Raw genomic sequence first — 23,307 nt, 5'->3', positions numbered from 1 at the left:
GTCGGGGACCTCGCCCGGCGAACCCGGGATGACCGGCCTGCCGCCGTGTCACCGTGCGCCGGGCCGCGGAGTCCGTGGCTCCGGCTAGGCGACGGAGCCTATGCGCCCGGCGGGCGCGCGGGGGCCGTCGTGGTGGATCGGGGTGTGGGCGCCCGTGAGGGAGAGGCCCGTGCCGCCCCGGCGGTTGGCGACGATCTCCGCGCCGATCGACAGGGCGGTCTCCTCCGGCGTACGGGCGCCGAGGTCGAGGCCGATCGGGGAGCGCAGGCGGGCGAGTTCGAGTTCGGTGACGCCGACCTCGCGGAGGCGCTTGTTGCGGTCCTCGTGGGTGCGGCGGGAGCCCATCGCGCCGACGTAGGCGACGGGAAGCCTGAGGGCCGCCCGGAGCAGCGGCACGTCGAACTTGGCGTCGTGGGTCAGGACGCAGAGCACCGTGCGGCCGTCCACCTCCGTGGATTCCAGGTAGCGGTGGGGCCATTCGACGACGATCTCGTCGGCCTCGGGGAAGCGGGCCGGCGTCGCGAAGACGGGCCGCGCGTCGCACACGGTGACGTGGTAGCCGAGGAACTTGCCGACCCGGACCAGGGCGGCGGCGAAGTCGATGGCGCCGAAGACGATCATGCGGGGGGCCGGGACCGAGGACTCGACGAGCAGGGTCAGCGGCTGTCCGCAGCGGCTGCCGTCCTCGCCTATCTCCACCGTGCCGGTGCGGCCCGCGTCGAGCATCGCGCGGGCCTCGCCCGCCGCGGTGCGGTCCAGCTCCGGGTGGCCGCCGAGCTTCCCGTCGTACGAGCCGTCGGGGCGGACCAGGATGGCCCGTCCCATCAGGTCCTCGGGGCCGGAGACGATCCGGGCCAGGGCCGCCGCCTCCCCCGAGGTGGCGGCGGCCAGCGCGGCGGGGAAGACCCCGCCGCGGACCGGGGTGACGAGGATGTCGATGATGCCGCCGCAGGTCAGACCGACCGCGAAGGCGTCCTCGTCGCTGTAGCCGAAGCGCTCGACGACGGTCTTCCCGTCCTCGATGGCCTGCTGGCACAGGTCGTAGACCGCGCCCTCCACACACCCGCCGGAGACCGAGCCGATCGCCGTGCCGTCGCTGTCGACGGCGAGTGCGGCACCCGGCTGCCGGGGCGCGCTCCCGCCGACCGCCACGACCGTGGCGACGGCGAAATCGCGTCCCTGCTCGACCCACCGGTGCAGCTCTTCGGCGATGTCCAGCATCTCGAACTCCTCGATATGTGTGTGGAGGGCGACGGTACGGGCGTCAGCTGACGCCCAGCCAGCTCTCGATCGGATGGATCGCGAAGAACACGATGAAGATCGCGGTCAGGCCCCACATGAAGGCGCCCACTTCGCGTGCCTTGCCCTGCGCCGTCTTGATGACGGTGTAGGAGATGACACCGGCCGCGACACCCGTGGTGATGGTGTACGTGAACGGCATCAGGACCACGGTGAGGAACACCGGGATCGCGACGGAGCGGTCGCTCCAGTCGACGTGCTTGGCGTTCTGCATCATCATCGCGCCGATGACGACCAGGGCGGCGGAGGCCACCTCGGCCGGCACGATCGCGGTGATCGGGGTGAAGAAGAGGCAGGCCGCGAAGAACGCGCCGGTGACGACGGAGGAGAGACCCGTGCGGGCACCCTCGCCGACGCCGGTGGCCGACTCGACGAAGACGGTCTGGCCGGAGCCGCCGACGCCGCCGCCGATGACACCGCCGGCACCGTCGATGAACAGCGCCTTGGAGAGGCCGGGCATCCGGCCCTGGGAGTCCGCGAGCTTGGCCTCGGAGCCGACGCCGATGATCGTGGCCATGGCGTCGAAGAAGCCGGCGAGCACCAGCGTGAAGATGATCATCGTGATCGTGATGTAGCCGACGTCGCCCCAGCCGCTGAACGACACCTCGCCGATGAGCGAGAAGTCCGGCGTGGAGACCGCGCTGCCGTTGAGCTCCGGCGGGCCGGAGAACCAGGCCTTGGCCGGCAGGTCGCCGACGGCGTTGACGATGGCGGCGATGACCGTGCCCGCCACGATGCCGATCAGGATGGCGCCGGGCACGTTGCGGGCCTGGAGCGCGAAGATCAGCAGCAGCGTGAAGGCGAAGATGAGGACCGGCCAGCCGGCCAGCTCACCGGCCGGGCCGAGGACGACCGGCCCACCCCCGGGAGAGGGGTTCTCGTGGACGAAGCCGGCCTTGACGAAGCCGATCAGCGCGATGAAGAGGCCGATGCCGATGGTGATCGCGTGCTTGATCGCCAGCGGGATCGCGTTCATGATCATCTCGCGGAGGCCGGTGACCACCAGGAGACAGATCACCACACCGTAGGCCACACACATGGCCATGGCCTGCGGCCAAGTCATCACGGCGATGACCTGCGAGGACAGCACGCCGGAGACGCTGAGACCGGCTGCGAGGGCGAGCGGGACCTTGCCCCAGAAGCCCATCAGCAGGGTGGTCACGGCGGCGGCGAGCGCGGTCGCGGTGATGAGGGCGGGCTGGCTGAGGACGTTGCCGTCCACATCCTTGCCGCCGAGGATCAGGGGGTTGAGCAGGAGAATGTACGCCATCGCCATGAAGGTGGTGACGCCGCCGCGGATCTCCGTCGCGACGGTGGATCCTCTCTCCGAGATGTGAAAGTACCGGTCGAGCCAAGAGCGGCCGGCGGGGACGTTCGAGCCGGAGCCCGCGTCCTCCGAAGCGGTCTTGGGCTCCACAGACGACTGGGTCATGGGGCCTACTCCCAAGGTTCAAAGGGGCACCCGCGTCAGACTTCGAAGGACTTCTGATCTGCTGAAGTTGCGGGATTTGGGATGCTGCGTGGGCTGCACGACCCGGGGGACGGCCCGAGGCGAACGGGGTGAATCGGCACTGCGGTGAATCGGTACTGCGGGTATTGCTGGTACTGCGACTACTGCGGGGTGTTGCTGGTACTGCGGGGTGTTGCTGGGGGTTACTCCGGGCGGTACGGGCTGGGGAAGTGTGACGTTCCCTGGGAGGCACGTACCGCCCGGAGAGTCCTAGAGGGTGCCGGTGAGCGCCTCGGGGCGGACCGGCGTCTTGTTGAGCTCCAGGCCCGTCGCGGCCCGGATCGCCGCGAGGACGGCCGGGGTGGACGACAGGGTCGGGGCCTCGCCGAGTCCCCGCAGGCCGTACGGCGCGTTGGGGTCGGCCAGTTCGAGTACGTCGACCGGGATGGTCGGCGTGTCGAGGATCGTCGGGATGAGGTAGTCCGTGAAGGAGGGGTTGCGCACCTTCGCGGTCTTCGGGTCCACGATGATCTCTTCCATCACCGCGACGCCCAGGCCCTGGGTGGTGCCACCCTGGATCTGGCCGACGACGGAGAGCATGTTGAGCGCCTTGCCGACGTCCTGGGCGGTCGCGAGCTCGATGACCTTCACGAGGCCGAGCTCGGTGTCCACCTCCACCACCGCGCGGTGCGCGGCGAAGGTGTACTGGACGTGGCCGTCGCCCTGACCGGTGACCAGGTCGAACGGGACGGTCGGGCGGTGCCGGAACTCGTGCTCCTGGTCCACGGCCTCGCCCTCCAGGAGGTCGGCCAGGTCCGCGAGGACCTCGCCGCCGTCGGTGACGACCTTGCCGTTCTCCAGGAGCAGTTCGGCGGTGGCCCACGCGGGGTGGTACGAGCCGAACTTGCGGCGGCCGATCTCCAGGACGGTCTCGCGCACCTTCTCGCAGGTGTTCTTCACCGCGCCGCCGGTCATGTACGTCTGCCGGGAGGCGGACGTCGAGCCGGCGGATCCGACCTGGGTGTCGGCCGGGTGGATGGTCACCTGGGTGACACCCAGCTCCGTGCGGGCGATCTGGGCGTGGACGGTGACACCGCCCTGGCCGACCTCCGCCATGGCCGTGTGGACCATCGCGACGGGCTCGCCGTTGATGACCTCCAGGCGCACGCGGGCGGTGGAGTAGTCGTCGAAGCCCTCGGAGAAGCCGACGTTCTTGATGCCGACGGCGTAGCCGACACCGCGGACGACGCCCTCGCCGTGCGTGGTGTTCGACAGACCGCCCGGCAGCGCGCGGACGTCCGCCTGCTCACCGGCGGCGAGCCACTGCTGCTCCGGCGGGAGCGGGCGGGCCTTGACCCGGCGCAGCAGCTCGGAGACCGGGGCCGGGGAGTCCACGACCTGGCCGGTCGGCATGATCGTGCCCTGCTCCATGGCGTTCATCCGGCGGAACTCCACCGGGTCCATGCCGAGCTTGGCCGCGAGCTTGTCCATCTGCGCCTCGTACGCGAAGCACGCCTGGACCGCGCCGAAGCCGCGCATGGCGCCGCAGGGCGGGTTGTTGGTGTAGAGCGCGACGGCCTCGATCTCGACGTCGTCGACGACGTACGGGCCGGCGCCGAGCGAGGAGGCGTTGCCGACGACGGCCGGGGAGGCCGAGGCGTAGGCGCCGCCGTCGAGGACGATCCGGGCCTTGAGGTGGGTGAGCTTGCCGTCCTTGGTGGCGCCGTGCTCGTAGTGCAGCTTCGCCGGGTGGCGGTGCACGTGGCCGAAGAAGGACTCGAAGCGGTTGTAGACGATCTTGACCGGCTTGCCGGTGCGGAGCGCCAGGAGGCAGGCGTGGATCTGCATCGACAGGTCCTCGCGGCCGCCGAAGGCACCGCCGACGCCGGAGAGCGTCATGCGGACCTTCTCCTCGGGCAGGCCGAGGACGGGGGCGATCTGCTTGAGGTCCGAGTGCAGCCACTGGGTGGCGACGTAGAGGTCGACACCGCCGTCCTCGGACGGCACGGCCAGGCCGGACTCCGGGCCGAGGAAGGCCTGGTCCTGCATGCCGAAGACGTACTCGCCCTCGACGATGACGTCGGCGCGCTTGCGGGCCTCCTCCACGTTGCCGCGGATGATCGGCTGCCGGTGCACGATGTTCGGGTGCGGGACGTGACCGATGTGGTGGTCGTCGCGGCCCTCGTGGATCAGCGGGGCGTCGTCGGCGAGGGCGGAGGCCTCGTCGGTGACGACCGGCAGCTCCCTGTACTCGATCTTGACCTTGGCGGCCGCGCGGCGGGCGGTCTCCGGGTGGTCGGCGGCGATCAGGGCCACCGGCTCGCCGTGGTGGCGTACCCGGCCGTGCGCCAGGACGGGGGTGTCCTGGATCTCCAGACCGTAGTTCTTCATCTCGGTCGGCAGGTCGTCGTACGTGAGGACGGCGTACACGCCGGACATCGCGAGCGCCTCGGAGATGTCGATGGAGACGATCTCGGCGTGCGCGACGGTGGAGCGGAGCGTCTGGCCCCAGAGCATGTCCTCGTGCCACATGTCCGAGGAGTACGCGAACTCGCCGGTGACCTTGAGCGTGCCGTCGGGGCGGAGGGTGGACTCGCCGATGCCGCCCTTGGTGTGCTTCTGGGTGACGTTGGTCGGCGTGCCCGCCGGAACGGTGCGCGTGTTCTGCGCCATGGTCAGACCGCCTCTCCCTGACGGGCGGCCGCCAGGCGGACCGCGTCGAGGATCTTCTCGTAGCCCGTGCAGCGGCAGAGGTTGCCGGAGAGGGCCTCACGGATGTCCTGGTCGGACGGGTCGCTCTGCCGCTCCAGGAGCTCGTCGGCGGCGATCAGCAGACCGGGGGTGCAGAAGCCGCACTGGACGGCGCCGGCGTCGATGAACGCCTGCTGGATCGGGGAGAGTTCGACGCCCTCGCCGGTCTGCGAGTCCTGACCGGGCTTGGCTTCCCACTTCTTGGCGGCGTCGAGCGAGGTGCCGCAGGCGCCGGAGGCGCAACCGGCGTGCTCGGAACGCTCCTTGGCGAACTCGGCGAGGCCCTCGACGGTGACGACCTCGCGGCCCTCGACCTGTCCGGCCGCGACGAGGCAGGAACAGACCGGCACTCCGTCGAGGCGGACCGTGCAGGAACCGCACTCGCCCTGCTCGCAGGCGTTCTTGGAGCCGGGCAGGCCCATCCGCTCACGCAGGACGTAGAGGAGGGACTCGCCCTCCCAGACGTCGTCGGCTTCCTGCGGACGTCCGTTGACCGTGAAATTGACGCGCATGGTTATGCAGCTCCCTCAAGCGTGCGGCCGGTGCCGCGGTACTGCTCCCAGGTCCAGCCGAGCTGGCGGCGGGCCATGATTCCGACGGCGTGGCGGCGGTACTTGGCGGTGCCTCGGACATCGTCGATCGGGTTGGCGGCGCCCGAGCAGAGGTCGGCGAACTGCTTCGCGATCGACGGGGTGATGATCTTGCCGTTGTCCCAGAAGCCGCCCTCCTCCAGAGCCGCGTTCAGGAAGGCCTCGGCCTCCTTGGCGCGGATCGGGGTCGGCGCGGCGGAGCCGATGCCGGTGCGCACGGTCCGGGTCTCCGGGTGCAGGGCCAGGCCGAAGGCGCAGACCGCGATGACCATCGCGTTGCGGGTGCCGACCTTGGAGTACTGCTGGGGGCCGTCCGCCTTCTTGATGTGGACGGTCTTGATGAGCTCGTCGGGCTGCAGCGCGTTGCGCTTCACGCCCGTGTAGAACTCGTCGATCGGAATGAACCGGTTGCCGCGCACCGACTCGACCTCGACCTCGGCGCCCGCGGCGAGCAGGGCCGGGTGGGCGTCGCCGGCGGGCGACGCGGTGCCGAGGTTGCCCCCGACGCCGCCGCGGTTGCGGATCTGCGGGGAGGCGACCGTGTGCGAGGCGAGCGCGAGGCCCGGCAGCTCGGCACGGAGGTTCTCCATGATCTGGGTGTACGGAACGGCGGCGCCGAGGCGGACGTTCTCCTCGCCGACCTCCCACTCACGCAGCAGCTCGATGCGGTTCAGGTCCAGGAGGTACTCGGGCCGCCGGTGGTCGAAATTGATCTCGACCATGACGTCCGTGCCACCCGAAAGGGGCACGGCCGTGGGGTGCTCTGCCTTGGCGGCGAGCGCCTCCTCCCAGCTGGCGGGGCGAAGGAAGTCCATGGTGGCTCTCTTCTAGTGATTCTGGTGATCGGGGGTCGTGCGCAGGGGTTCCGGGGGGACGGCCGGGTCCTCGACTTCACGTTCATGTGCTGTTAACGCGGTGTGTGGCCTAGTACACAAGCCGACGCTCGCCCGGGTGCAGTCACCGAAAACATGAAGGAGTTGGCTGGGTCCCGTCGTCGTCTTGTAGATTCGAACGAAAGGCGGGGAACAGTTACCTCGCCGTTTTCCCCTGGAAACGGTGGCCCCACGCCACCGTCGACAACGCGACAACCCCACCACCCACTGACGAAGGAACGGCGGCGACACGATGCGGCTGCGCGCACTGCTGGAGAACGACGCGCTCGGGCTGCGCCTGCTCGGCGGCGAGGACGAGCTGGACCGCACCGTCCGCGGCGTGATGACGACGGACCTCAAGGACCCCAGCCGGTACCTGTCCGGCGGCGAGCTGGTGCTGACCGGCCTCGCCTGGCTGCGGGAGCAGGCCGACGCGGAGCCCTTCGTACGGATCCTGGCCTCGGCCGGGGTCGCCGCCCTGGCGGCGGGCGAGGCCGAGCTCGGCGACATCCCCGACGATCTCGTAGAGGCGTGTTCACGCCATCGTCTGCCGCTGTTCGCGGTGAACGAGACCGTTGCGTTCGCGACGATCACCGAACACGTTGTTCGACAGGTCTCCGGCGAGCGGGCCGGGGACCTGGCGGCCGTCGTCGACCGGCACCGGCGGCTCATGACCTCGGGACCCGCCGGCGGCGGACCCGAGGTGGTCCTCGACCTGCTCGGCTCCGACCTGGACCTGCGGGCCTGGGTCCTCTCCCCCACCGGCCGCCAGATCGCGGGGGCGGGCGAGCCCCTCCCTGCCCCGCTCGCCGCCACCCTCGCCGGTGAGCACCTGGCCGCCACCCGGACCGGACGGCGCGGCCCGCACCGGCTGAGCACGGGCGGAACGGCGTACTCCCTCTTTCCGATCCGCAACACCGGCCGGGGCGCCGCCCCCGCCTCCCGCGACGTCCGCGAGACGGTCCTGTCGGACTGGCTGCTCGCCGTCGAGGCGGACGCGGGCGACTGGCCGGCCGCCCGGCTCGACCTGCTCCAGGGCGTCACCCAGCTGATCGCCGTCGAGCGGGACCGGCGCGACGCGGCCCGTACGGTACGGCGCCGGCTCGCCCAGGAGGTCCTGGAGCTGGTGCAGACGGGCGCGGCGCCCGCCGAGATCGCGGCCAGGCTGCGGGTGGCCGCCCCGGTGCTGCTGCCGGGGCTCGGTACGGCCCCGCACTGGCAGGTGGTCGTCGCCAGAGTCGAGTGGGAGCAGGAGGCCGGTCAGAGCCCCGCCGTGGACGCCGGACCGGTCGCCCAGGCGCTCCTGGAGGAGATCCTCGTCGACCCGGCGACCGTGGGCGCCGAGTCCGCCGACCGGATCGCCGTGGCGCACAGCGGTGACGAGGCCATCGCGCTGGTCCCGCTGGCCGCGGGTCCGCTGCCGGACAGCGAGGACGAGAGCCCGGCGACCGCGCTGGGCCTGCACGCGGACGCGCTGCTCGCGGCCGTACGCGCTCCGCTGTCGGCCGGCCTGGCCGACGACGGGCGGCTGACCCTCGGGGTCAGCGCCGCCGTGCACTCGGCGGAGGGGCTGCGGGGGGCTCTGGAGGAGGCCCGGCACGCCCGCCGGGTCGCCGCGGCCCGTCCGGGGCGGGTCTGCGCCGCGGGCCACCACGAGCTGGCCTCGCACGTGCTGCTGCTGCCGTTCGTCCCGGACGACGTGCGGCGCGCCTTCACGGCCCGGCTGCTCGACCCGCTGCGCGACTACGACCGGCGGCACCGGGCCGAGCTCATCCCGACCCTGGAGGCCTTCCTCGACTGCGACGGCTCCTGGACCCGCTGCGCGACCAGGCTCCACCTGCACGTGAACACGCTGCGCTACCGGGTGGGCCGGATCGAGCAGCTCACGGGCCGTGATCTGTCCCGTCTCGAGGACAAGCTCGACTTCTTCCTCGCCCTGCGGATGAGCTGACACGAGCTGATCGGACGACCCGGGGGATCCCCCGCGGATTCACCCTTTCGGGCGAGTCCGACGGAGTGACGTCAGGGCCGGTGGGGGCCCGTCGGCCGGGGCGGCCGGCGGGCCCCGCCGGGGCCTGATCGCGGGCCCGGCGGGGCTTCGACGCCCTTTCGGCCACGGTCCGGACAGCGGTACACCGATCCGCCGAACTCTTGTGAATTCTTTCACCTGACCTCTTGGCCACGTACTCCCCTTCGTGCTGAGATGCGGGTCTCACTCAACAGCTCAATGGCGCGCTCGGGGAGGGCAATGTGGCGGACACCGCCATGTCTGGTTCCGAATCAGGGGGCGGCGGAGATCCGTCCCTCGCCTACGGCAAGGAGACTCCCGTGGAGACCGCCATATGGCGTCTCCGCTCCCGGGGTTGCTGGACGGACGCGGCCGCGCTCCTCGCGCCCCACGCGACCGAACCGGCCGCCGCACTCGAACGGGCCGCGCTGCTGATCGAGCGCTGCCTCTACACGGAACAGGGCTGGGCCGACGCGGAGGACGCGCTCAGGGCGGCCGAGGCGGTGGCCGGCACCGACGAGGAACGCGGCGCCGCCGCCTGCGAACGCGGCTATCTGGCCTACGCGTCGACGCTTCTGGGGGTACGCGACCGGGCCGACGAGGCACGCATGGCCCTGGGCCGGGCCGCCGCCCTCATCGCCCCGTCCGACGAGGGCCGGCCGCTGCTCGACCTCCGGCGCGGGCTCATCGCGCAGAACCTCGGCGACTCCCCGCAGGCGGCCCGCGCCGCGTACCGCAGGGCGCACGCCGGGGCCACCGCGCAGGGCGACTCGCTGCTGCTGTCCTCCACTTGGCGACACCTCGCCGGACTCGCCCTTCGGGAGGGAGAGTTGGCGGAGGCCCGGCACGGCTTCGCCGAATCGCTGCGCATCCGCGAGGAGTTGGGCTATCTGGTCGGTACGGCCCCGGCCCTCACCGCTCTCGCCACCACCGAGACCGAACCGGAGGCGGGGCGGCTGCGCGCCGAGGCCCGCCGCCTGTTCCGCCTCCTGGGCGGCGTGCCGACCTGGCTCGCCGCCCAGCTGACACCGCAGCCCGCCACGTGAAGTACCAACACACGAAACACTGGTGACGGCTCATCAGCACGCCACGCCGCCGGTGCGTGCTCAGGAGGACGGGCGCCTCGGGGTGAGACACACCAGGCTCTCGTCGGTGCCGATGAGCAGGGAGCCGGCGCCCGTGACGGCGACCGCGCGGACCGGGGGGCCCGGGCGGAACGAGAGCGTCGGGCCGCCCTCCGGGCGGTGGAGTTCGACGAGGCCGTCGCCCCAGGCGACGGCGACCAGCGGACCGTGCGGGGTCTCCGTCGCGTGCAGGGAGATCACCGGCGAGGGCCGTTCGGCGAGGGGCTCGGGGCGCGGATCGCGGCCCGGGGTCCAGAGCCGGACGGTCCCGTCGGCGCCGCCGGAGCAGACGAACGGCGTCTCGGAGTCCACCGCCGCGACCGCCGTGACCCGGCCGCTGTGCGAGGCGGCCTGGTGCAGGCCCCGCAGACCGAAGGCGTGCACCGAGCCGAGCCTGTCCCCCACCACGACCGAGCCCGCGATCGCCGCGAGGGCCGTTCCCGGGTGACGGGCCAGGGTCGCCGAGACCGCCTCCGTGAGGCGCTCCAGATACGGCGCCCGCGGTGTCGTCCCCCGTACGGTGTGCAGCCGGCCCCGGTCGTCCAGGAGCAGCACGGTGCCGTCGGGCGCGGGCGCGAGCGCGGTGACCCGGCCGGGCACGGTGTGGGCGAGGCGGCCCGCCGGGCTCGCGTCGGCCTCGTGGAGCAGGCGTACGGCGCCGGTGCGGTCGCCGACGAGCAGCGTCCCCTCCAACGGGCCGCCCGCCGCCCCGAGGACCGTGACGGGACCCGGCCAGGGCGGGGTCAGGTCGCCCCGGTGCCGGGCCCAGCGGAGCCGCCAGGGCGACCCCTCCGCGAGTTCGGCGAGCGCGGGACGCAGTCGCGGGTCGGCACCGTCGCCGAGCGCGGACAGCAGCACCAACGCCCTTTCTGCGGGCGCCTGTTCGCGGCAGAGGGACTGGCCGGCCCGCATCCAGGCGGCGCGGAGACCGCCGTGGTCCTCGGCGGCGTTCTCACCGGGGCGCCCGGGCACCTCCGGGCCGTCGAGCGTGCCCGGGAGTCCGGCGGCGGCCGCCCCCGTGACGTACGCCGTGGTGACGAGCAGCGGGTCGGCCGTGCAGACGCCGACCGGGTCGGAGAGGTCCGGCAGCGGCCGGGCCCGCTCGGGGGCGCCGTGGCCGGGGGTTCCGTCCTCGCCGTCGAGGTCCACGACGGCGACCCGCCGGTCGGTGCGCAGGGCGGCGGGGGCCGGGGTGCCGCTGCGGGCCTCGACCACCAGGCGGACCCGGCCGACCCCCGCGAGCTCGGCGATCAGATCGGTGAGCGCGGCGGGTTCGGCGGCGGCGTGCAGATCGGTGAGGAGGAGGACGGCACGGCCGGCGGGCCGGGCCTCGCTGGTGGCGAGCGCGTGCACCAGGTCGCCGGGCGACCGCGCCACCACGCCGAGGCGGTCGGCGATCGTCCAGGTCGCGCCGAGGGCGCTCTGTCCGGCCAGCGGGACGAGCACCCGGGCCGTGCGGCGGCGCGGCCGGCCGGCTCGCGGGCCGTGCTTGGCGAACCAGCCGAGCAGAGCCGTCTTGCCGCTGCCGGGGGCGCCGGTGACGAGGCAGAGCCGCGGCGCCTCGGGATCGGTGAGCCAGCCGAGCAGGGCGGTGGCCTCGGTCTCCGTACCGGTGACGGGTCGGCCTCCGTCCGCAGGGGACGGGGTCGCGGACGGCATGGGGCACCTCACGGGCGACGCGGTACGGGCGGCTGTCGCCCTTGACCTTAATGGGCGCGGGGCCCCTGTGACCGCCCCGTCGCGGGGACGGTCTTCCTGGGGCGTCGACGGGTACGCGACGCGGTGAGGCGTCGGGGTCGCCGCCGGTGAGCGTGCCGTCGCCGAAGCCGGAGGACGCCGGAGGGGCGTTCCCGACTCCCCCCGCGACTCCGCCGGTTGGCATGACCATCGACCCTGGCGGGCCGGACGGTCAGGCGTTCGAGCCGGTGAAGTGCTCGCGGACGAGGGCTTCGACGACCGTGAGGTCCTGGGCCGTCAGGGCGTCGAGCAGGGCGGTGTGCTCGGCGGCGTCGGCCACGAGCACACCGTGGCGCACGACGGGCGCGCTGATCAGGGGCCACTGGGAGCGGCGGTGGAGGTCGTCGGCGACGGCGAGCAGCTGCTCGTTCCCCGCGAGGGAGAGGACCGCCCGGTGGAAGGCCCGGTCGGCCTCCGCGTAGTGGGCGCGGTCGCCCCGGGCCGCGGCGGTCGAGGTCGCCTCGGCGAGCGGCCGGAGCTCGGCCCAGCGGCCGGCCGGCACGGTACGGGCGAGCCGCAGCATGACGGGGACCTCGATGAGCGCGCGGACCTCGGCGAGTTCGGCGAGCTCGCGGGGGGTCCGCTCGGTGACCCGGAAGCCGCGGTTCGGCACGACCTCGACGGCGCCCTCGACGGCGAGGCGCTGCATGGCCTCGCGGACCGGGGTGGCCGAGACGCCGAACCGCTCGCCGAGGGCGGGGGCGGAGTACACCTCGCCGGGCACGAGCTCGCCGCCGACGAGGGCGGTGCGGAGCGCGTCGAGGATCTGACCGCGGACGGAGTGCCGTACGACACGGGCGGCGGGGGCGGTACGCGCCGCGGGCACGGCGGCACGCGCGGGAACGGGAGCCGGGCCGGAAGCGGCGGCGGAGGCGACGCCGGAAGCCGGGGCGGCGGCGGCACCGGGAGCCGGGGCGGCGCCGGGGGCGGCCGGCTCGCCGTGGGTGTGCTCGCCCCGGGCGGACTCGGAGCGGGCCTGTTCCGGCACCCGGGCGGCTTCCTCCGGGCCCCGGGCGGCGTCGCCGAAGGGCGGGGACGGTCTCTCCGTCGCCCGCTCGCGCGCTGCGCCCTGCTCCACCCGGGTCCTCCTGCGGCCTCGTGCCGGGCCCGGCTCGCGTCGCGCGGGTCCTCTGTGCACCATAGGCGAACGGACCGGCATCAGGGGTGTGAGGACTGCCTCGCTGGTCGGAGGGTCGCGGCCGGTGGTGAGAGGCGACTCCGAATCGGGTAAGGTAAGGCTAACCTTCAAACGCTCGCGATTCGGTGGTCCGCATGACCGTCCCCGCCCTGTTGCCCGCCTCTCCGACCTCGCCCGTCGCGGCTGCCTACGCCCGGCTCGCCGAGGTCTTCCCCCATCTCCGGATAGAGGAACACGCCGACGGCGACCGGCTGCCGCGCGGCGCGGGCTGGGTCGGCGCGGACGAGCTCGCGGCCGGCGGCCCCGACCTCGACGCCTTCCTCGCCTGGGACAACGCGCAGGTGCTGCGCGACTACGGCACCCAGGCCCGTCCCGACGTCGTCGCCAGCTTCGGACTGCACCGGTACGCCTGGCCCGCCTGCCTCCTCGTCACCGTTCCCTGGTTCCTGGACCGCAGGGTGCCCCGGCTGCCCGCACGGAACGTGTCGTTCCAGCGGGCGCTCGGGCGGATGGCCGTCCGGGTGGAGGAGTTCGCCTGCCTGCCCGGCGACCCCGCGGCGTCCCTCCCCGGCGCCCGGGTGGTCCCCGACGAGGACGCGCTGCGGGCCGAGGTGCGCGCCTCGCTCGCCGAGCACTTCGAGGCGATCCTCGACGGCTTCGGCTCGCGGATGCGGCGCGGCCGCCGCGCCCTGTGGGGGATGGCCACGGACGAGATCGTCGAGGGCCTCTGGTACATCGGCACCCTGTTCGACGAGGAGCGGCGGGCGATGGCCGAGCTCGACCTCCTGATGCCGGGCACCGCCAAGCCGTACAAGCCCTACGCCGGCGCGGCGGGGTTCCGCGAACTGACCGGCACCGAGGGGCCTGACGGCGCCCCGCGCGCCACGCGCGACCGCGCGACCTGCTGCTTCTTCTACACGCTGCGCCCCGAGGACACCTGCATCACCTGTCCGCGCACGTGCGACGCCGAGCGGGTCCGCCGGCTCACGGCGACCGCCTGAGGCTCCCCCGCGATTACGCCACCCGGACGGGTGGCGTAAATCGAACTCAACTCCCTTTCCTTGCATGGACGTTCGACCAGATCGCACCTATTCGTAGGTCGTGGCGCCCCGATGGCGTGCTCTTGCCCGGAAACCCCTTGAGCACCCCACGGGGTCGGCCAGTATGGGCCGCCAAACGCCCTACTGCGATGCAAGGGACACCGCATGAGACTGACCGACATATCGCTGGACTGGCTGCTTCCGGGCGGCGTCATGGTGGCCGGAGTCCTGACGGCGGTGGCGGTGCTCGCGCGCGGGAAGCGCGCCGGTGACCAGGCCGCGGCCGAGGACTCCTGGGAACGCAGCGAGGAGCGCCGCAGACGCAAGGAGGCCGTGTACGGCACCGCTTCCTACGTCCTCCTCTTCTGCTGTGCCGCGGTCGCCGCGGCCCTGTCCTTCCACGGGCTCGTCGGCTTCGGCCGGCAGAACCTCAACCTCACCGGCGGCTGGGAGTACCTCGTTCCCTTCGGCCTCGACGGCGCCGCCATGTTCTGCTCGGTGCTCGCGGTCCGCGAGGCCAGCCACGGCGACGCGGCCCTCGGCTCGCGGCTGCTCGTCTGGCTGTTCGCGGGCGCGGCGGCCTGGTTCAACTGGGTGCACGCTCCGCGCGGCCTGGGCCACGACGGCGCGCCGCAGTTCTTCGCGGGCATGTCCCTCTCGGCGGCGGTCCTCTTCGACCGGGCGCTCAAGCAGACCCGCAGGGCCGCGCTGCGCGAGCAGGGCCTGGTGCCCCGCCCGCTGCCGCAGATCCGGATCGTGCGGTGGATGAGGGCGCCGCGGGAGACGTTCGCCGCCTGGTCGCTGATGCTGCTGGAGGGCGTGCGGACCCTGGACGAGGCCGTCGACGAGGTGCGAGAGGACCGGCGGGAGAAGGAGCAGAACCGGATCCGCCGGCGCGACCAGGTGAAGCTCGACCGGGCACGGCTGAAGGCGATCAACCGCCAGCACCGCGCCTTCGGGCTCGGCCGGGGTGGCGGCCGCCAGGTGGAGATGGCGGCGCTCAACGCCCCCTCGGGCGCGGGTACGGGTCCGGGTGCGGGGTCCGGCGGCAGCTCGGGTTCCGGTTCCGCGTCGGCGTCCGTGCAGGCCGCCGTCGCGGAACCGGCCATAGCGGATCCGGGACAACTGCCGCTTCGACCCCGGCCCTCCCTCCAAGCCGTCGGAGGACGTGAGCTCCACCCGGGCGACTCCCGGACGGTGGACCTCACCGCGGAGGACGACACCCAGACGCTGCCCCGTCTCGACTCCCTGGAGCGCAAGCTCAAGGACCTGGAGCAGCAGTTCGGCTGAACGGACCGTTCCGTCCACCGCAGAACGGCGGGGCCGCCTCTCAGGCGGCCCCGCCGTTCAGTTCGAACCACACCACCTTGCCCACCCCGTGGTTCTCGACTCCCCAGGAGTCGGCGAGGGCCTCGACGAGGATCAGTCCCCTGCCGTGCGTACCGTCGTCGGCGGGCGGTACGGGCGGTGGCGCGATACCGGGGACGAAGTCGCGGACCTCGACCCTCAGCTGCTCGGGCACGACCGTCGCCGTCACGACGGCTCCGTGCTCGGTGTGGATCAGGGCGTTGGTCACCAGCTCGCTGGTGAGGAGTTCCGCGACGTCGGACGCGCCCGGCCCGCCCCATTTCCGCAGCAGTTCACGCAGGGCGTGCCGTACTTCCGGCACTGCGGTGAGATCCGCGCATCCCACCTTTCTGAGCAGTTGAGTCGGCTGTCGTGCCTCCCCGGCCATATCCCCCACCCACAGATCGCGTCGAACAGGCTCACGGGGATGCATGCCCCGCCGAAACGCCCGCATTCCCTCAGGGTCGGGGCACGTTGCGCAGGTTGGAGCGGGCCATCTGGACCATCCGGCCCACGCCCCCGTCGAGGACGATCTTGCTGGCGGAGAGGGCGAAGCCGGTCACCATGTCCGCGCTGATCTTCGGGGGGATGGAGAGGGCGTTGGGGTCGGTGACGACGTCCACCAGCGCCGGGCCCTTGTGCTTGAAGGCCTCCTTGAGGGCGCTCGCCAGATGCCGGGGCTTCTCGACCCGTACGCCGTAGGCCCCGGCGGCACGGGCGATGGCCGCGAAGTCCGGGTTCTTGTTCGTCGTCCCGTACGAGGGGAGCCCGGAGACCAGCATCTCCAGCTCGACCATGCCGAGCGAGGAGTTGTTGAAGACGATCACCTTCACCGGCAGGTCGTACTGCACGAGGGTGAGGAAGTCGCCCATCAGCATGGAGAATCCGCCGTCGCCGGAGAGCGTGACGACCTGCCGGTTCCGGTCGGCGAACTGGGCGCCGATGGCCTGCGGCAGCGCGTTCGCCATCGATCCGTGGCTGAACGATCCGATGATCCTGCGCCGTCCGTTGGGGCTGAGGTAGCGGGCCGCCCAGACGTTGCACATCCCGGTGTCCACCGTGAACACGGCGTCGGCGTCGGCGAGTTCGTCGATCAGGGAGGCCGCGTACTCGGGGTGGATCGGGACGTGCTTCTCGACCTTGCGGGTGTAGGCCTTGATCACGCCTTCGAGCGCGTCGGCGTGCTTCTTGAGCATCTTGTCGAGGAAGCGCCGGTCGGTCTTCGCCCGGACCCGGGGGGTCACACAGCGCAGGGTCTCCCGGACGTCGCCCCAGACGGCCAGGTCGAGCCGGGAGCGGCGGCCGAGGTGCTCGGGCCTGACGTCCACCTGGACGATTCTGACGTCGTCGGGCAGGAAGGCGTTGTACGGGAAGTCGGTGCCGAGCAGGATCAGCAGATCGCACGCGTGGGTGGCCTCGTACGCGGCGCCGTAGCCGAGCAGTCCGCTCATGCCGACGTCGTACGGGTTGTCGTACTGGATCCACTCCTTGCCCCGCAGGGCGTGGCCGACGGGCGACTTGATCCGCTCGGCGAACTGCATCACCTCGGCGTGCGCGCCGGCCGTGCCGCTGCCGCAGAAGAGCGTCACGCGGTCGGCCTCGTCGATCATCCGGACCAGGGCGTCGATCTCGGCGTCCCCGGGGCGGACGGTCGGCCGGGAGGTGACGAGCGCGGTCTCCACCGCCTTCTCCGGGGCGGGCTGGGAGGCGATGTCACCGGGCAGCGTGACGACGCTGACGCCGCCGCGGCCGACGGCGTGCTGGATCGCGGTGTGGAGCAGCCGGGGCATCTGCTTCGGGTTGGAGATGAGCTCGCTGTAGTGGCTGCACTCGCGGAACAGCTGGTCGGGGTGGGTCTCCTGGAAGTAGCCCAAACCGATCTCGCTCGACGGGATGTGCGAGGCGAGCGCCAGGACCGGGGCCATCGAGCGGTGGGCGTCGTACAGGCCGTTGATCAGGTGCAGGTTCCCCGGGCCGCAGGAACCGGCGCAGGCGGCGAGGCCCCCGGTGATCTGGGCCTCGGCGCCGGCGGCGAAGGCCGCGGTCTCCTCGTGCCGTACCTGGATCCAGTCGAGCGAGGGGGTACGGCGGATCGCGTCGACGACCGGGTTCAGGCTGTCGCCGACGACGCCGTACAGGCGCCGGACGCCCGCGCGGACGAGGATGTCGACGAACTGCTCCGCCACGTTCTGTTTGGCCATGGCTCCATCAACCCATGGTCCGGCGGGTTGCGCCCGGTGGACTAGGCCGTCTCTTTCGGATCTTGCCGGTCAAGCCCGTGTCGTCCGGCGCCGTACATCGCAAGGCGGAGAGGCTCCCGCGTACTGGACGTACTCGGGTGCCTCGACAACGCGGCGAGGTGCGGTGCCGGGCGGCACGGGTCAGGCAAGATCCGAAAGAGACGGCCTACGCCTCCCAGACGCCCACCCCCGTGCGGTCGTCGGCGTATCCGGTCACCCTCAGCTGGGTGTCGGCGAGGAACGCGGCCAGGCCGGGCGCCTCGGCGTCGGCCCAGCGGGCGGCGAGCTCGCGGGCGAGGGCGGGCTCTCCGCGCATCGGCTCCGCGAGGCCGGGCGAGGCGAGGAGCAGGGTGTCGCCGGGGCGGGCGACGGACGCGCGGAAGCGGAACGGCTCGGCGGGCGGCGGCACGGGTTCCTCGACGAGCGGTCCCGGCGCGGTCGTGATGCCGAGGTCCATGGTGAGCCGGTCGCCCTCCTCGGTCTCGGCGGCGACGCCCTGCGGGGGCGGCGAGCCGAAGCCCACGACGGGGGCGCCGGTGACGGCGGCCGGCTCGGGCAGCAGCGGTTCGATGTCCTGCCAGGCGCCGTCGCGGAGCCGGAAGAGACCGCCGCCGCCGATGCCGAAGAAGACCCGGGTGCGGCAGTCGGGGTCGGCGGGGACGAGCAGGCAGCGGAGGGTCGCGGTGTACTCGTCGGGGGCGAGGCCGCGCTCGGCGGCGCGGGTGCGGAGCTTGCCGTAGGTACGGTCGGTGAGCCGGTGCAGTCCCGACTTGAGGTCGCCGCGGCGGCCGGACCTGATGTCCTCGGAGAGCCGGGCGTGGCTGCGGCAGACGGCCTCGGCGATCCACCGGCAGGCGTCGGCGGCGGCGAGATGGGCGTCCTCGGCGGCGCGGGAGCCGGCGGCGACGGCGACGAGGACGAGCGCGGTCTCGTCGTGGCCGAAGCGGGCGGTGAGGAGGGCGTCGCGGCGGGGTTCGCCCCGGTAGCGGGCGGAGTCGCCCCGTACGGAGGCGGCCCGCAGGGTGCAGGTGCCGTACCGGGCTCCGTCGAGCACGGTGTCGGACACCAGCTCGCCGAGTTCTCCGGGCCGGGCGACGGGCAGCGCGGTCGGCTCGGGCTCGTAGGTGGGCGGCCGGCTCCCGACGTGTCCGGTGCGGGGCCGGGGCACGGAGACCTCGACGGTGAGGCCGGAGCCGGAGTCGGATGGTGAGTCGGAGCGGGAGTCGGGCCCGTCGGTCGGGGCCTCGCCGGCAGATCCCGAGCCGGAGGCGGAGCCGGACTCGGGATCGGACCCGGTCCTGAACCCGGTCTCGGTCCCGGTCCCCTCGGGGTCGTCCGGGCTTCCGGGCGTCTGCGCCCGGACGGGGGGTGTCTCGACGGGCGGGGCCGGTGGAGGCGGCGGAGGCGGGGCGGGAAAGGTCTGCGGGCCCTCCTGCCGTGCCTCCCAGGGCGCCCGTCCGGGCACGAGGGGTACGGCGGGGCCGGGCGGCGGAGGCGGCGGCGGGGCCACCGGCGGAGAGGCGGCCACCGGCGGCGCGGGCGGGGCGGGTGGCGTGGGTGGTGCGGCGGGCGGGCTCGGTGGCGCGGCGGCCTTCGGCGGCGGCACCGGGACGGCCGCCGTGGCCCACGGGTCGGGCGCCGGGCCCGGAGGCGCACCCGGCGGGCCCGTGGTGGCGCGGGTCGCCGTGGTGAAGTGGTCGTCGAGGGTGTCACCCGACGCCGTCGGGGCCGTGTCCGGCGCCGACTCGTCGTACAGCTTGTCCCACCAGTTGTCGTCCCCCTGCTGAGTCATGCCCTTATTGTCCACCGCGGGGGGCGCCCGAAAACGGGACATCCGGAAAACCGTTGCGGTGAAAGGGTGGTCCGCCGGGCGACCCCACCCCCCACGGGAAGGACGCCCGGCGGACCGGCGTGATCAGCGCACGTCGTAGGCGCGGACCACGGTCTGGGTGACGGAGTTGCCGTTGGCGTCCGTCAGTTCGGTCTTCAGGGTGACCTGCCGGCCGGTCGCGCCCGTGTGGTTCACGGTCGCGGTCCAGTGGCCGCCCTGCTGAGAGACCTGCGCTTCGGTCCAGGTCTCGCCTCCGTCGTAGGAGTACGAGAGCTTGGCCGAGGTGAGCGCCGCGGGAGTGTAGCCCGCGTGACCCGTCGCGGTGAGGCCGATGTGCTGGCCGTCGGTCGCGGCAAGGGTCTTGAGTCCGTCCTCCGGAAGGTCGTACCGGGGGAAGAGAATCGGGATGCCTTGAGAATAGACGCTCTCGTCAAGCTTGGAGGTGAATTTCCATACCGAATTGACGGAGTTCGAGCGGGCCCACACCCTGCTCCCGATCTTCGTGACGTTCTGTTCGAGGGTGTACGTCCCCGCGTCGGAGGGCACCGGGAAGGCGCCGAACGGCCAGCTGCTCTGGCCGATGAGCTCGCCGTCGCGGCTGAGGCGGAGGTTGCCGATGTCCCCGAAGGAACCGGCCTCGCCGTGGTGGGCGGTGTCGCCCCAGATCGCGGCGGAGAAGCCGATGTAGTCGCCCTGGCGCTCCGCGACGAGGACCGGCTTGCCGGTGCTGTCGCGCGGGGCGGTGGGGGCGACGACCCCGTCGTACCACCGCTCGGTGCGCCGCTCGCCGGCCTTGTACGTGTGCGGGGTGCCGATCATGTACTCGCCGAACGGGAAGCTGGAGGACAGCATCCGGTCCCAGCTGGTGTCACCGGCGGTGTAGTACTCGGTGCGGGTGCCCGGGGCGGGGACCGTCGCGAGGTCGCCGAAGGAGACGGAGGTGCCGTCGGGGCGGGAGGCTCCGCCGAAGTCGATGAAGTCGTTGGCGAGGCCCATGGCGCGGTAGGTGGACTCGGTGCGGCCGAGCTGCGCGTCCCGGACCCGGTAGTTCCTGTCGCCGCGGATCGACCCCTTCTCGGGGAAGGCGAGGTTGTAGAGGTACGGGCTCTTGGCGGTGGCCTTCCAGGAGAGGGCGACCTCACGGGTGGCGAGCTTGCCGAGCAGGGCCGCGCCCTCGGTGGAGTCGACGGCGAGGACCGGGAAGCCGGCCCCGGCGAAGCCGCCCGAGGGGTACCAGCGGCCGGGGCCGGTGCGGTGGGCGAGGACGGCGACCGCGCCCGCGGCCTTGGCGTTGCGGGCCACGGTCAGGGCCGAGTTGGAGGTGTCGGGGAAGCGGACCAGGGCGATACGGCCCTGGACGCCGGCGGCCTGGAGCTCCTCGGGGGTGCCGGTGCCGGCGTCCACGAGACCGGCGGTGCCGGTGCCGTCGAGGTTGTCGGATCCGGTCGAGGCGGTGACCGGGTGCAGGGTCAGGCCGTCGGTGGTCCGGAGCGAGGAGATCAGCGGGGCGGCGGTGCGCCAGTAGCTGCCGAACTCGAAGTCGCCCTCGGTGGCGGCGCCTTCGACGGAGGCGTAGTAGCTGCGGATGGTGCGCCCGCCGGCGGCGGTGCCGGCGTGCAGCCAGAAGTCGTCCCACGAGCGGGCGAACGCGAGGGTGGTGCCGCGGGCCTCGGAGTCCTTGTCGGTCGCGACCGACAGCTTGTGGGCCCTGCGGGCGTCGAGGACGACGGTGGTGTCCTTCTTGACCTCGACCTGCGGGCGGCCGAGGTAGCTGAGCGAGTCGTTCAGCGTGGCGCCCTCACCCGCGTCGGGGGTGGTGACGAAGGAGGAGAGGAAGTAGCTGCCGGGGCGCACGCGGTAGACCTGGTCGGTGGCGCCGTCGTTGAAGCGGCGCTCGCCACTGGCGACATCGGTGCCGATGACGTCGAGGGACGAGGCTCCCGCGGCCGGCTTGCCCTGACGGTCGATCAACTTGACGCGCAGGGTGACCGTTTCGGGCTCGACGTAGAGCGAGAACGGGGTGGAGACATGGATGCCGCCCCGGCCGGTGGCGACCACGCGGCCGGTGACGTCGCCGTACTGGGCGCGGTCGAGGCGGGCCGTGGGGTCGAGCTCCAGCGGGACCTGGACGGTGGCACCGGCCGGGACGGTGACGGTGCGCCTGCCCAGGCGGGCGACCGAACTCCCGACCCGGGAGCCGTCGTTGCCGGTGACCTTCTCGACGGCCAGGTTCAGGGCGACCGGGGCGCCGGAGGTGTTGGTGTACGGGACGGAGACCGTGGTGCGGTCGGTCCTGTCCTGCGGCCAGTTGTAGGTGCCGCCCTGGACGGCGGGCGAGCCGAGGACCGTCTGGTCGATCGCGGCCTTGACGTCGAGGCGGCCGCCGCCGACCTCGCGGACGTCGCCGGGGACGGAGCTCTCGGCGGAGGCCACGAGCGCGGCCTTGACCTGCTGCGCGGTCCAGTCGGGGTGGCGCTGCTTGACGATGGCGGCGCCGCCCGCGACGTGCGGGGTGGCCATCGACGTACCGGACATGGACTGGTAGGCGTACACGCCGCGGCCGCCGGCCGCGGCGGCGGAGATGGCGACGCCGGGGGCGGCTATCTCGGGCTTGAGGGTGTGGTTGACGATCGTCGGGCCGCGGCTGGAGAAGTACGCGGTGGAGTCGTCGCGGTCGGTGGCGCCGACGGTGAGCACGCTGGGCGCGCAGCCGGGCGAGGAGACCGTGTTGAGGGTGGGACCGGAGTTTCCGGCGGCGACGACGAACAACGTGCCCTCGTTACGGGCGAGTTCCTCGGCCGCGAGGCTCATCGGGTCGGTGCAGTCGGTGGGTTCGGGGCTGCCGAGGCTCATGGAGACGACATCGGCGCCCTGGGCGACGGCCCATTCCATGCCCGCGATGATCCAGGACGCGGCGCCGGAGCCGGAGTCGTTGAGGACCTTGCCGTTGAGGAGGTCGGCGCCGGGCGCGACGCCCTTCTTCCTGCCGTCGCTCGCGGCGCCGGAGCCGCCGACGGTGGAGAGGGTGTGGGTGCCGTGGCCCTGGCGGTCGTCGGTGCTGTCGGAGTCGGTGAAGTTCTCCGAGGCGGCGATCCGGCCCTTGAGGTCGGGGTGCTCGGCGTCGGCGCCGGTGTCGAGGACGGCGACCTTGGTGCCGGTGCCGTCGTAGCCGGCGGCCCAGGCCTCGGGGGCGTGGACCTGCTTCGTCGAGCGCTCCAGGGTGGCCTGCACCTTGCGGTCGAGCCAGAGCTTCGTGATTCCGGAGGCGGAGCGGGCCGTGGGGGTGTTCACCTCGGCCCAGAACGTGGCGGCCTGCTTCTTCTCCGCCGTGAGCGCGACGCCGTCGACGGTCCTGAGGACCTGGCCGCGCCGGGCGCCGCGCGGGGCGGCGGGGACGGAGCGGGCGAGGTCGGAGCCGTAGACCGCGATGAGGGGCAGCGTCGTGCTGGCGGCGTCGTCGTAGCCCTGCCGGACGAGGCCGGTGACGTTGAAGAGCTCCTGGTCGACGCGGCCCGCGGCGAGCGCGGCGGTGGCGCCTTCGGGGTAGACGTACAGGTCCTGGCCGGAGCGGCGGGTCTGGACCAGGGGGACGGTGCCGTCCTCGCGCGGCAGGGCCGTGGCGGAGGGGTTGCCGTCGGCGTCGCGGGCGACCACGACGCGGTCCCCGGTGACCAGGGTCACCGTGACGGGACGGTCCCCGGCGCGGGCCGCGGCCTCGCTCCCCACCAGCGGTCGCTTGCCGGCCGTGTCGTCCTGCGGCTCGTTCGCCACGGACGGCGCGACCGCGGTGACGGCCAGGACGGCGGCGGTCGCCGCCCCCAGGGCCGTACGCGAAATCGGACGCATCGCTCTCCCCATCTGATTCCGGAAAAAGGGCACA

General features: G+C 73.0%; 15 protein-coding genes. 4 read left to right on the top strand and 11 right to left on the bottom strand.

The features are described from left to right. Positions 1 to 84: 84 nt before the first annotated feature. The 5 genes from AMK27_RS15150 to AMK27_RS15130 all read right to left on the bottom strand — a co-directional run bounded on the left by AMK27_RS15150 (position 85) and on the right by AMK27_RS15130 (position 6,905). Entirely contained in the window at positions 85 to 1,221 is a 1,137-nt protein-coding gene (locus tag AMK27_RS15150; RefSeq protein ID WP_073906839.1) for an XdhC family protein, read from the bottom strand. A 43-nt stretch (positions 1,222 to 1,264) separates the two neighbouring features. Further along, the gene (locus AMK27_RS15145) at positions 1,265 to 2,731 is read right to left on the bottom strand and encodes an NCS2 family permease (RefSeq protein ID WP_073906836.1); all 1,467 of its coding nucleotides are present in this window, start codon (positions 2,729 to 2,731) and stop codon (positions 1,265 to 1,267) included. Positions 2,732 to 3,019: 288 nt separating this feature from the next. Next, positions 3,020 to 5,422 (bottom strand): xanthine dehydrogenase subunit D, encoded by a 2,403-nt coding sequence (gene pucD / locus AMK27_RS15140; protein ID WP_073906833.1) that lies wholly within the window; start codon positions 5,420 to 5,422, stop codon positions 3,020 to 3,022. A gap of 2 nt (positions 5,423 to 5,424) precedes the next feature. Beyond that, positions 5,425 to 6,012, bottom strand: coding sequence for a (2Fe-2S)-binding protein (locus AMK27_RS15135; RefSeq protein ID WP_073906830.1), 588 nt, complete (start codon positions 6,010 to 6,012; stop codon positions 5,425 to 5,427). 2 nt (positions 6,013 to 6,014) lie between these two features. Next, entirely contained in the window at positions 6,015 to 6,905 is an 891-nt protein-coding gene (locus tag AMK27_RS15130) for an FAD binding domain-containing protein (RefSeq protein WP_073906827.1), read from the bottom strand. 310 nt (positions 6,906 to 7,215) lie between these two features. On the opposite strand from AMK27_RS15130, the gene AMK27_RS15125 reads away from it, so the two are divergent. Then, a complete protein-coding gene (locus tag AMK27_RS15125; RefSeq protein WP_073906825.1) occupies positions 7,216 to 8,913 on the top strand; it encodes a PucR family transcriptional regulator in 1,698 nt (565 codons plus the stop codon). 314 nt (positions 8,914 to 9,227) lie between these two features. Continuing rightward, a complete protein-coding gene (locus AMK27_RS15120; protein ID WP_073907571.1) occupies positions 9,228 to 10,016 on the top strand; it encodes a hypothetical protein in 789 nt (262 codons plus the stop codon). A 60-nt stretch (positions 10,017 to 10,076) separates the two neighbouring features. Here the strand turns inward: AMK27_RS15120 and AMK27_RS15115 are convergent, their stop codons facing one another. Both AMK27_RS15115 and AMK27_RS15110 read right to left on the bottom strand, forming a co-directional pair. After that, a complete protein-coding gene (locus AMK27_RS15115) occupies positions 10,077 to 11,753 on the bottom strand; it encodes a hypothetical protein (RefSeq protein WP_073906822.1) in 1,677 nt (558 codons plus the stop codon). A gap of 250 nt (positions 11,754 to 12,003) precedes the next feature. Continuing rightward, positions 12,004 to 12,909: a GntR family transcriptional regulator gene (locus AMK27_RS15110; protein ID WP_073906820.1), complete on the bottom strand. Its 906-nt coding sequence runs from the start codon at positions 12,907 to 12,909 to the stop codon at positions 12,004 to 12,006. Between the two features lie 194 nt (positions 12,910 to 13,103). Here AMK27_RS15110 and AMK27_RS15105 point away from each other — a divergent pair, with 194 nt between their 5' ends. Next, positions 13,104 to 13,970, top strand: coding sequence for a (2Fe-2S)-binding protein (locus tag AMK27_RS15105; RefSeq protein ID WP_073907568.1), 867 nt, complete (start codon positions 13,104 to 13,106; stop codon positions 13,968 to 13,970). A 204-nt stretch (positions 13,971 to 14,174) separates the two neighbouring features. Continuing rightward, complete coding sequence (locus AMK27_RS15100; protein ID WP_073906818.1) at positions 14,175 to 15,299, top strand: DUF2637 domain-containing protein; 1,125 nt, start codon at positions 14,175 to 14,177, stop codon at positions 15,297 to 15,299. Positions 15,300 to 15,339: 40 nt separating this feature from the next. Here the strand turns inward: AMK27_RS15100 and AMK27_RS15095 are convergent, their stop codons facing one another. The 4 genes from AMK27_RS15095 to AMK27_RS15080 form a co-directional block, all read right to left on the bottom strand. Beyond that, complete coding sequence (locus AMK27_RS15095) at positions 15,340 to 15,789, bottom strand: ATP-binding protein (RefSeq protein ID WP_073906816.1); 450 nt, start codon at positions 15,787 to 15,789, stop codon at positions 15,340 to 15,342. Between the two features lie 25 nt (positions 15,790 to 15,814). Then, positions 15,815 to 17,557, bottom strand: a complete 1,743-nt coding sequence (locus AMK27_RS15090; RefSeq protein ID WP_073906813.1) for a pyruvate dehydrogenase — start codon at positions 17,555 to 17,557, stop codon at positions 15,815 to 15,817. A 205-nt stretch (positions 17,558 to 17,762) separates the two neighbouring features. Beyond that, positions 17,763 to 19,388, bottom strand: coding sequence for a protein phosphatase 2C domain-containing protein (locus AMK27_RS15085; protein WP_107425573.1), 1,626 nt, complete (start codon positions 19,386 to 19,388; stop codon positions 17,763 to 17,765). 123 nt (positions 19,389 to 19,511) lie between these two features. Then, complete coding sequence (locus tag AMK27_RS15080; protein ID WP_073906810.1) at positions 19,512 to 23,273, bottom strand: S8 family peptidase; 3,762 nt, start codon at positions 23,271 to 23,273, stop codon at positions 19,512 to 19,514. Between the last annotated feature and the right edge of the window lie 34 nt (positions 23,274 to 23,307).

Source organism: Streptomyces sp. CB02009 (genome assembly GCF_001905825.1).
Taxonomy (GTDB): domain Bacteria; phylum Actinomycetota; class Actinomycetes; order Streptomycetales; family Streptomycetaceae; genus Streptomyces.
The sequence above is the reverse complement of the archived record's forward strand: the minus strand, read 5'-3'. Positions and strand labels throughout refer to the sequence as shown.

What these genes read in the sequence shown, in the direction of transcription:
- AMK27_RS15120 (WP_073907571.1), top strand. Translation starts at nt 9,228, where the DNA reads ATGTCTGGTTCCGAATCAGGGGGCGGCGGAGATCCGTCCCTCGCCTAC.
- AMK27_RS15100 (WP_073906818.1), top strand. Translation starts at nt 14,175, where the DNA reads ATGAGACTGACCGACATATCGCTGGACTGGCTGCTTCCGGGCGGCGTC.
- AMK27_RS15095 (WP_073906816.1), bottom strand. Translation starts at nt 15,789, where the DNA reads ATGCATCCCCGTGAGCCTGTTCGACGCGATCTGTGGGTGGGGGATATG.
- AMK27_RS15125 (WP_073906825.1), top strand. Translation starts at nt 7,216, where the DNA reads ATGCGGCTGCGCGCACTGCTGGAGAACGACGCGCTCGGGCTGCGCCTG.
- AMK27_RS15145 (WP_073906836.1), bottom strand. Translation starts at nt 2,731, where the DNA reads ATGACCCAGTCGTCTGTGGAGCCCAAGACCGCTTCGGAGGACGCGGGC.
- AMK27_RS15115 (WP_073906822.1), bottom strand. Translation starts at nt 11,753, where the DNA reads ATGCCGTCCGCGACCCCGTCCCCTGCGGACGGAGGCCGACCCGTCACC.
- AMK27_RS15150 (WP_073906839.1), bottom strand. Translation starts at nt 1,221, where the DNA reads ATGCTGGACATCGCCGAAGAGCTGCACCGGTGGGTCGAGCAGGGACGC.
- AMK27_RS15105 (WP_073907568.1), top strand. Translation starts at nt 13,104, where the DNA reads ATGACCGTCCCCGCCCTGTTGCCCGCCTCTCCGACCTCGCCCGTCGCG.
- AMK27_RS15080 (WP_073906810.1), bottom strand. Translation starts at nt 23,273, where the DNA reads ATGCGTCCGATTTCGCGTACGGCCCTGGGGGCGGCGACCGCCGCCGTC.
- AMK27_RS15085 (WP_107425573.1), bottom strand. Translation starts at nt 19,388, where the DNA reads ATGACTCAGCAGGGGGACGACAACTGGTGGGACAAGCTGTACGACGAG.
- AMK27_RS15130 (WP_073906827.1), bottom strand. Translation starts at nt 6,905, where the DNA reads ATGGACTTCCTTCGCCCCGCCAGCTGGGAGGAGGCGCTCGCCGCCAAG.
- AMK27_RS15135 (WP_073906830.1), bottom strand. Translation starts at nt 6,012, where the DNA reads ATGCGCGTCAATTTCACGGTCAACGGACGTCCGCAGGAAGCCGACGAC.
- pucD (WP_073906833.1), bottom strand. Translation starts at nt 5,422, where the DNA reads ATGGCGCAGAACACGCGCACCGTTCCGGCGGGCACGCCGACCAACGTC.
- AMK27_RS15090 (WP_073906813.1), bottom strand. Translation starts at nt 17,557, where the DNA reads ATGGCCAAACAGAACGTGGCGGAGCAGTTCGTCGACATCCTCGTCCGC.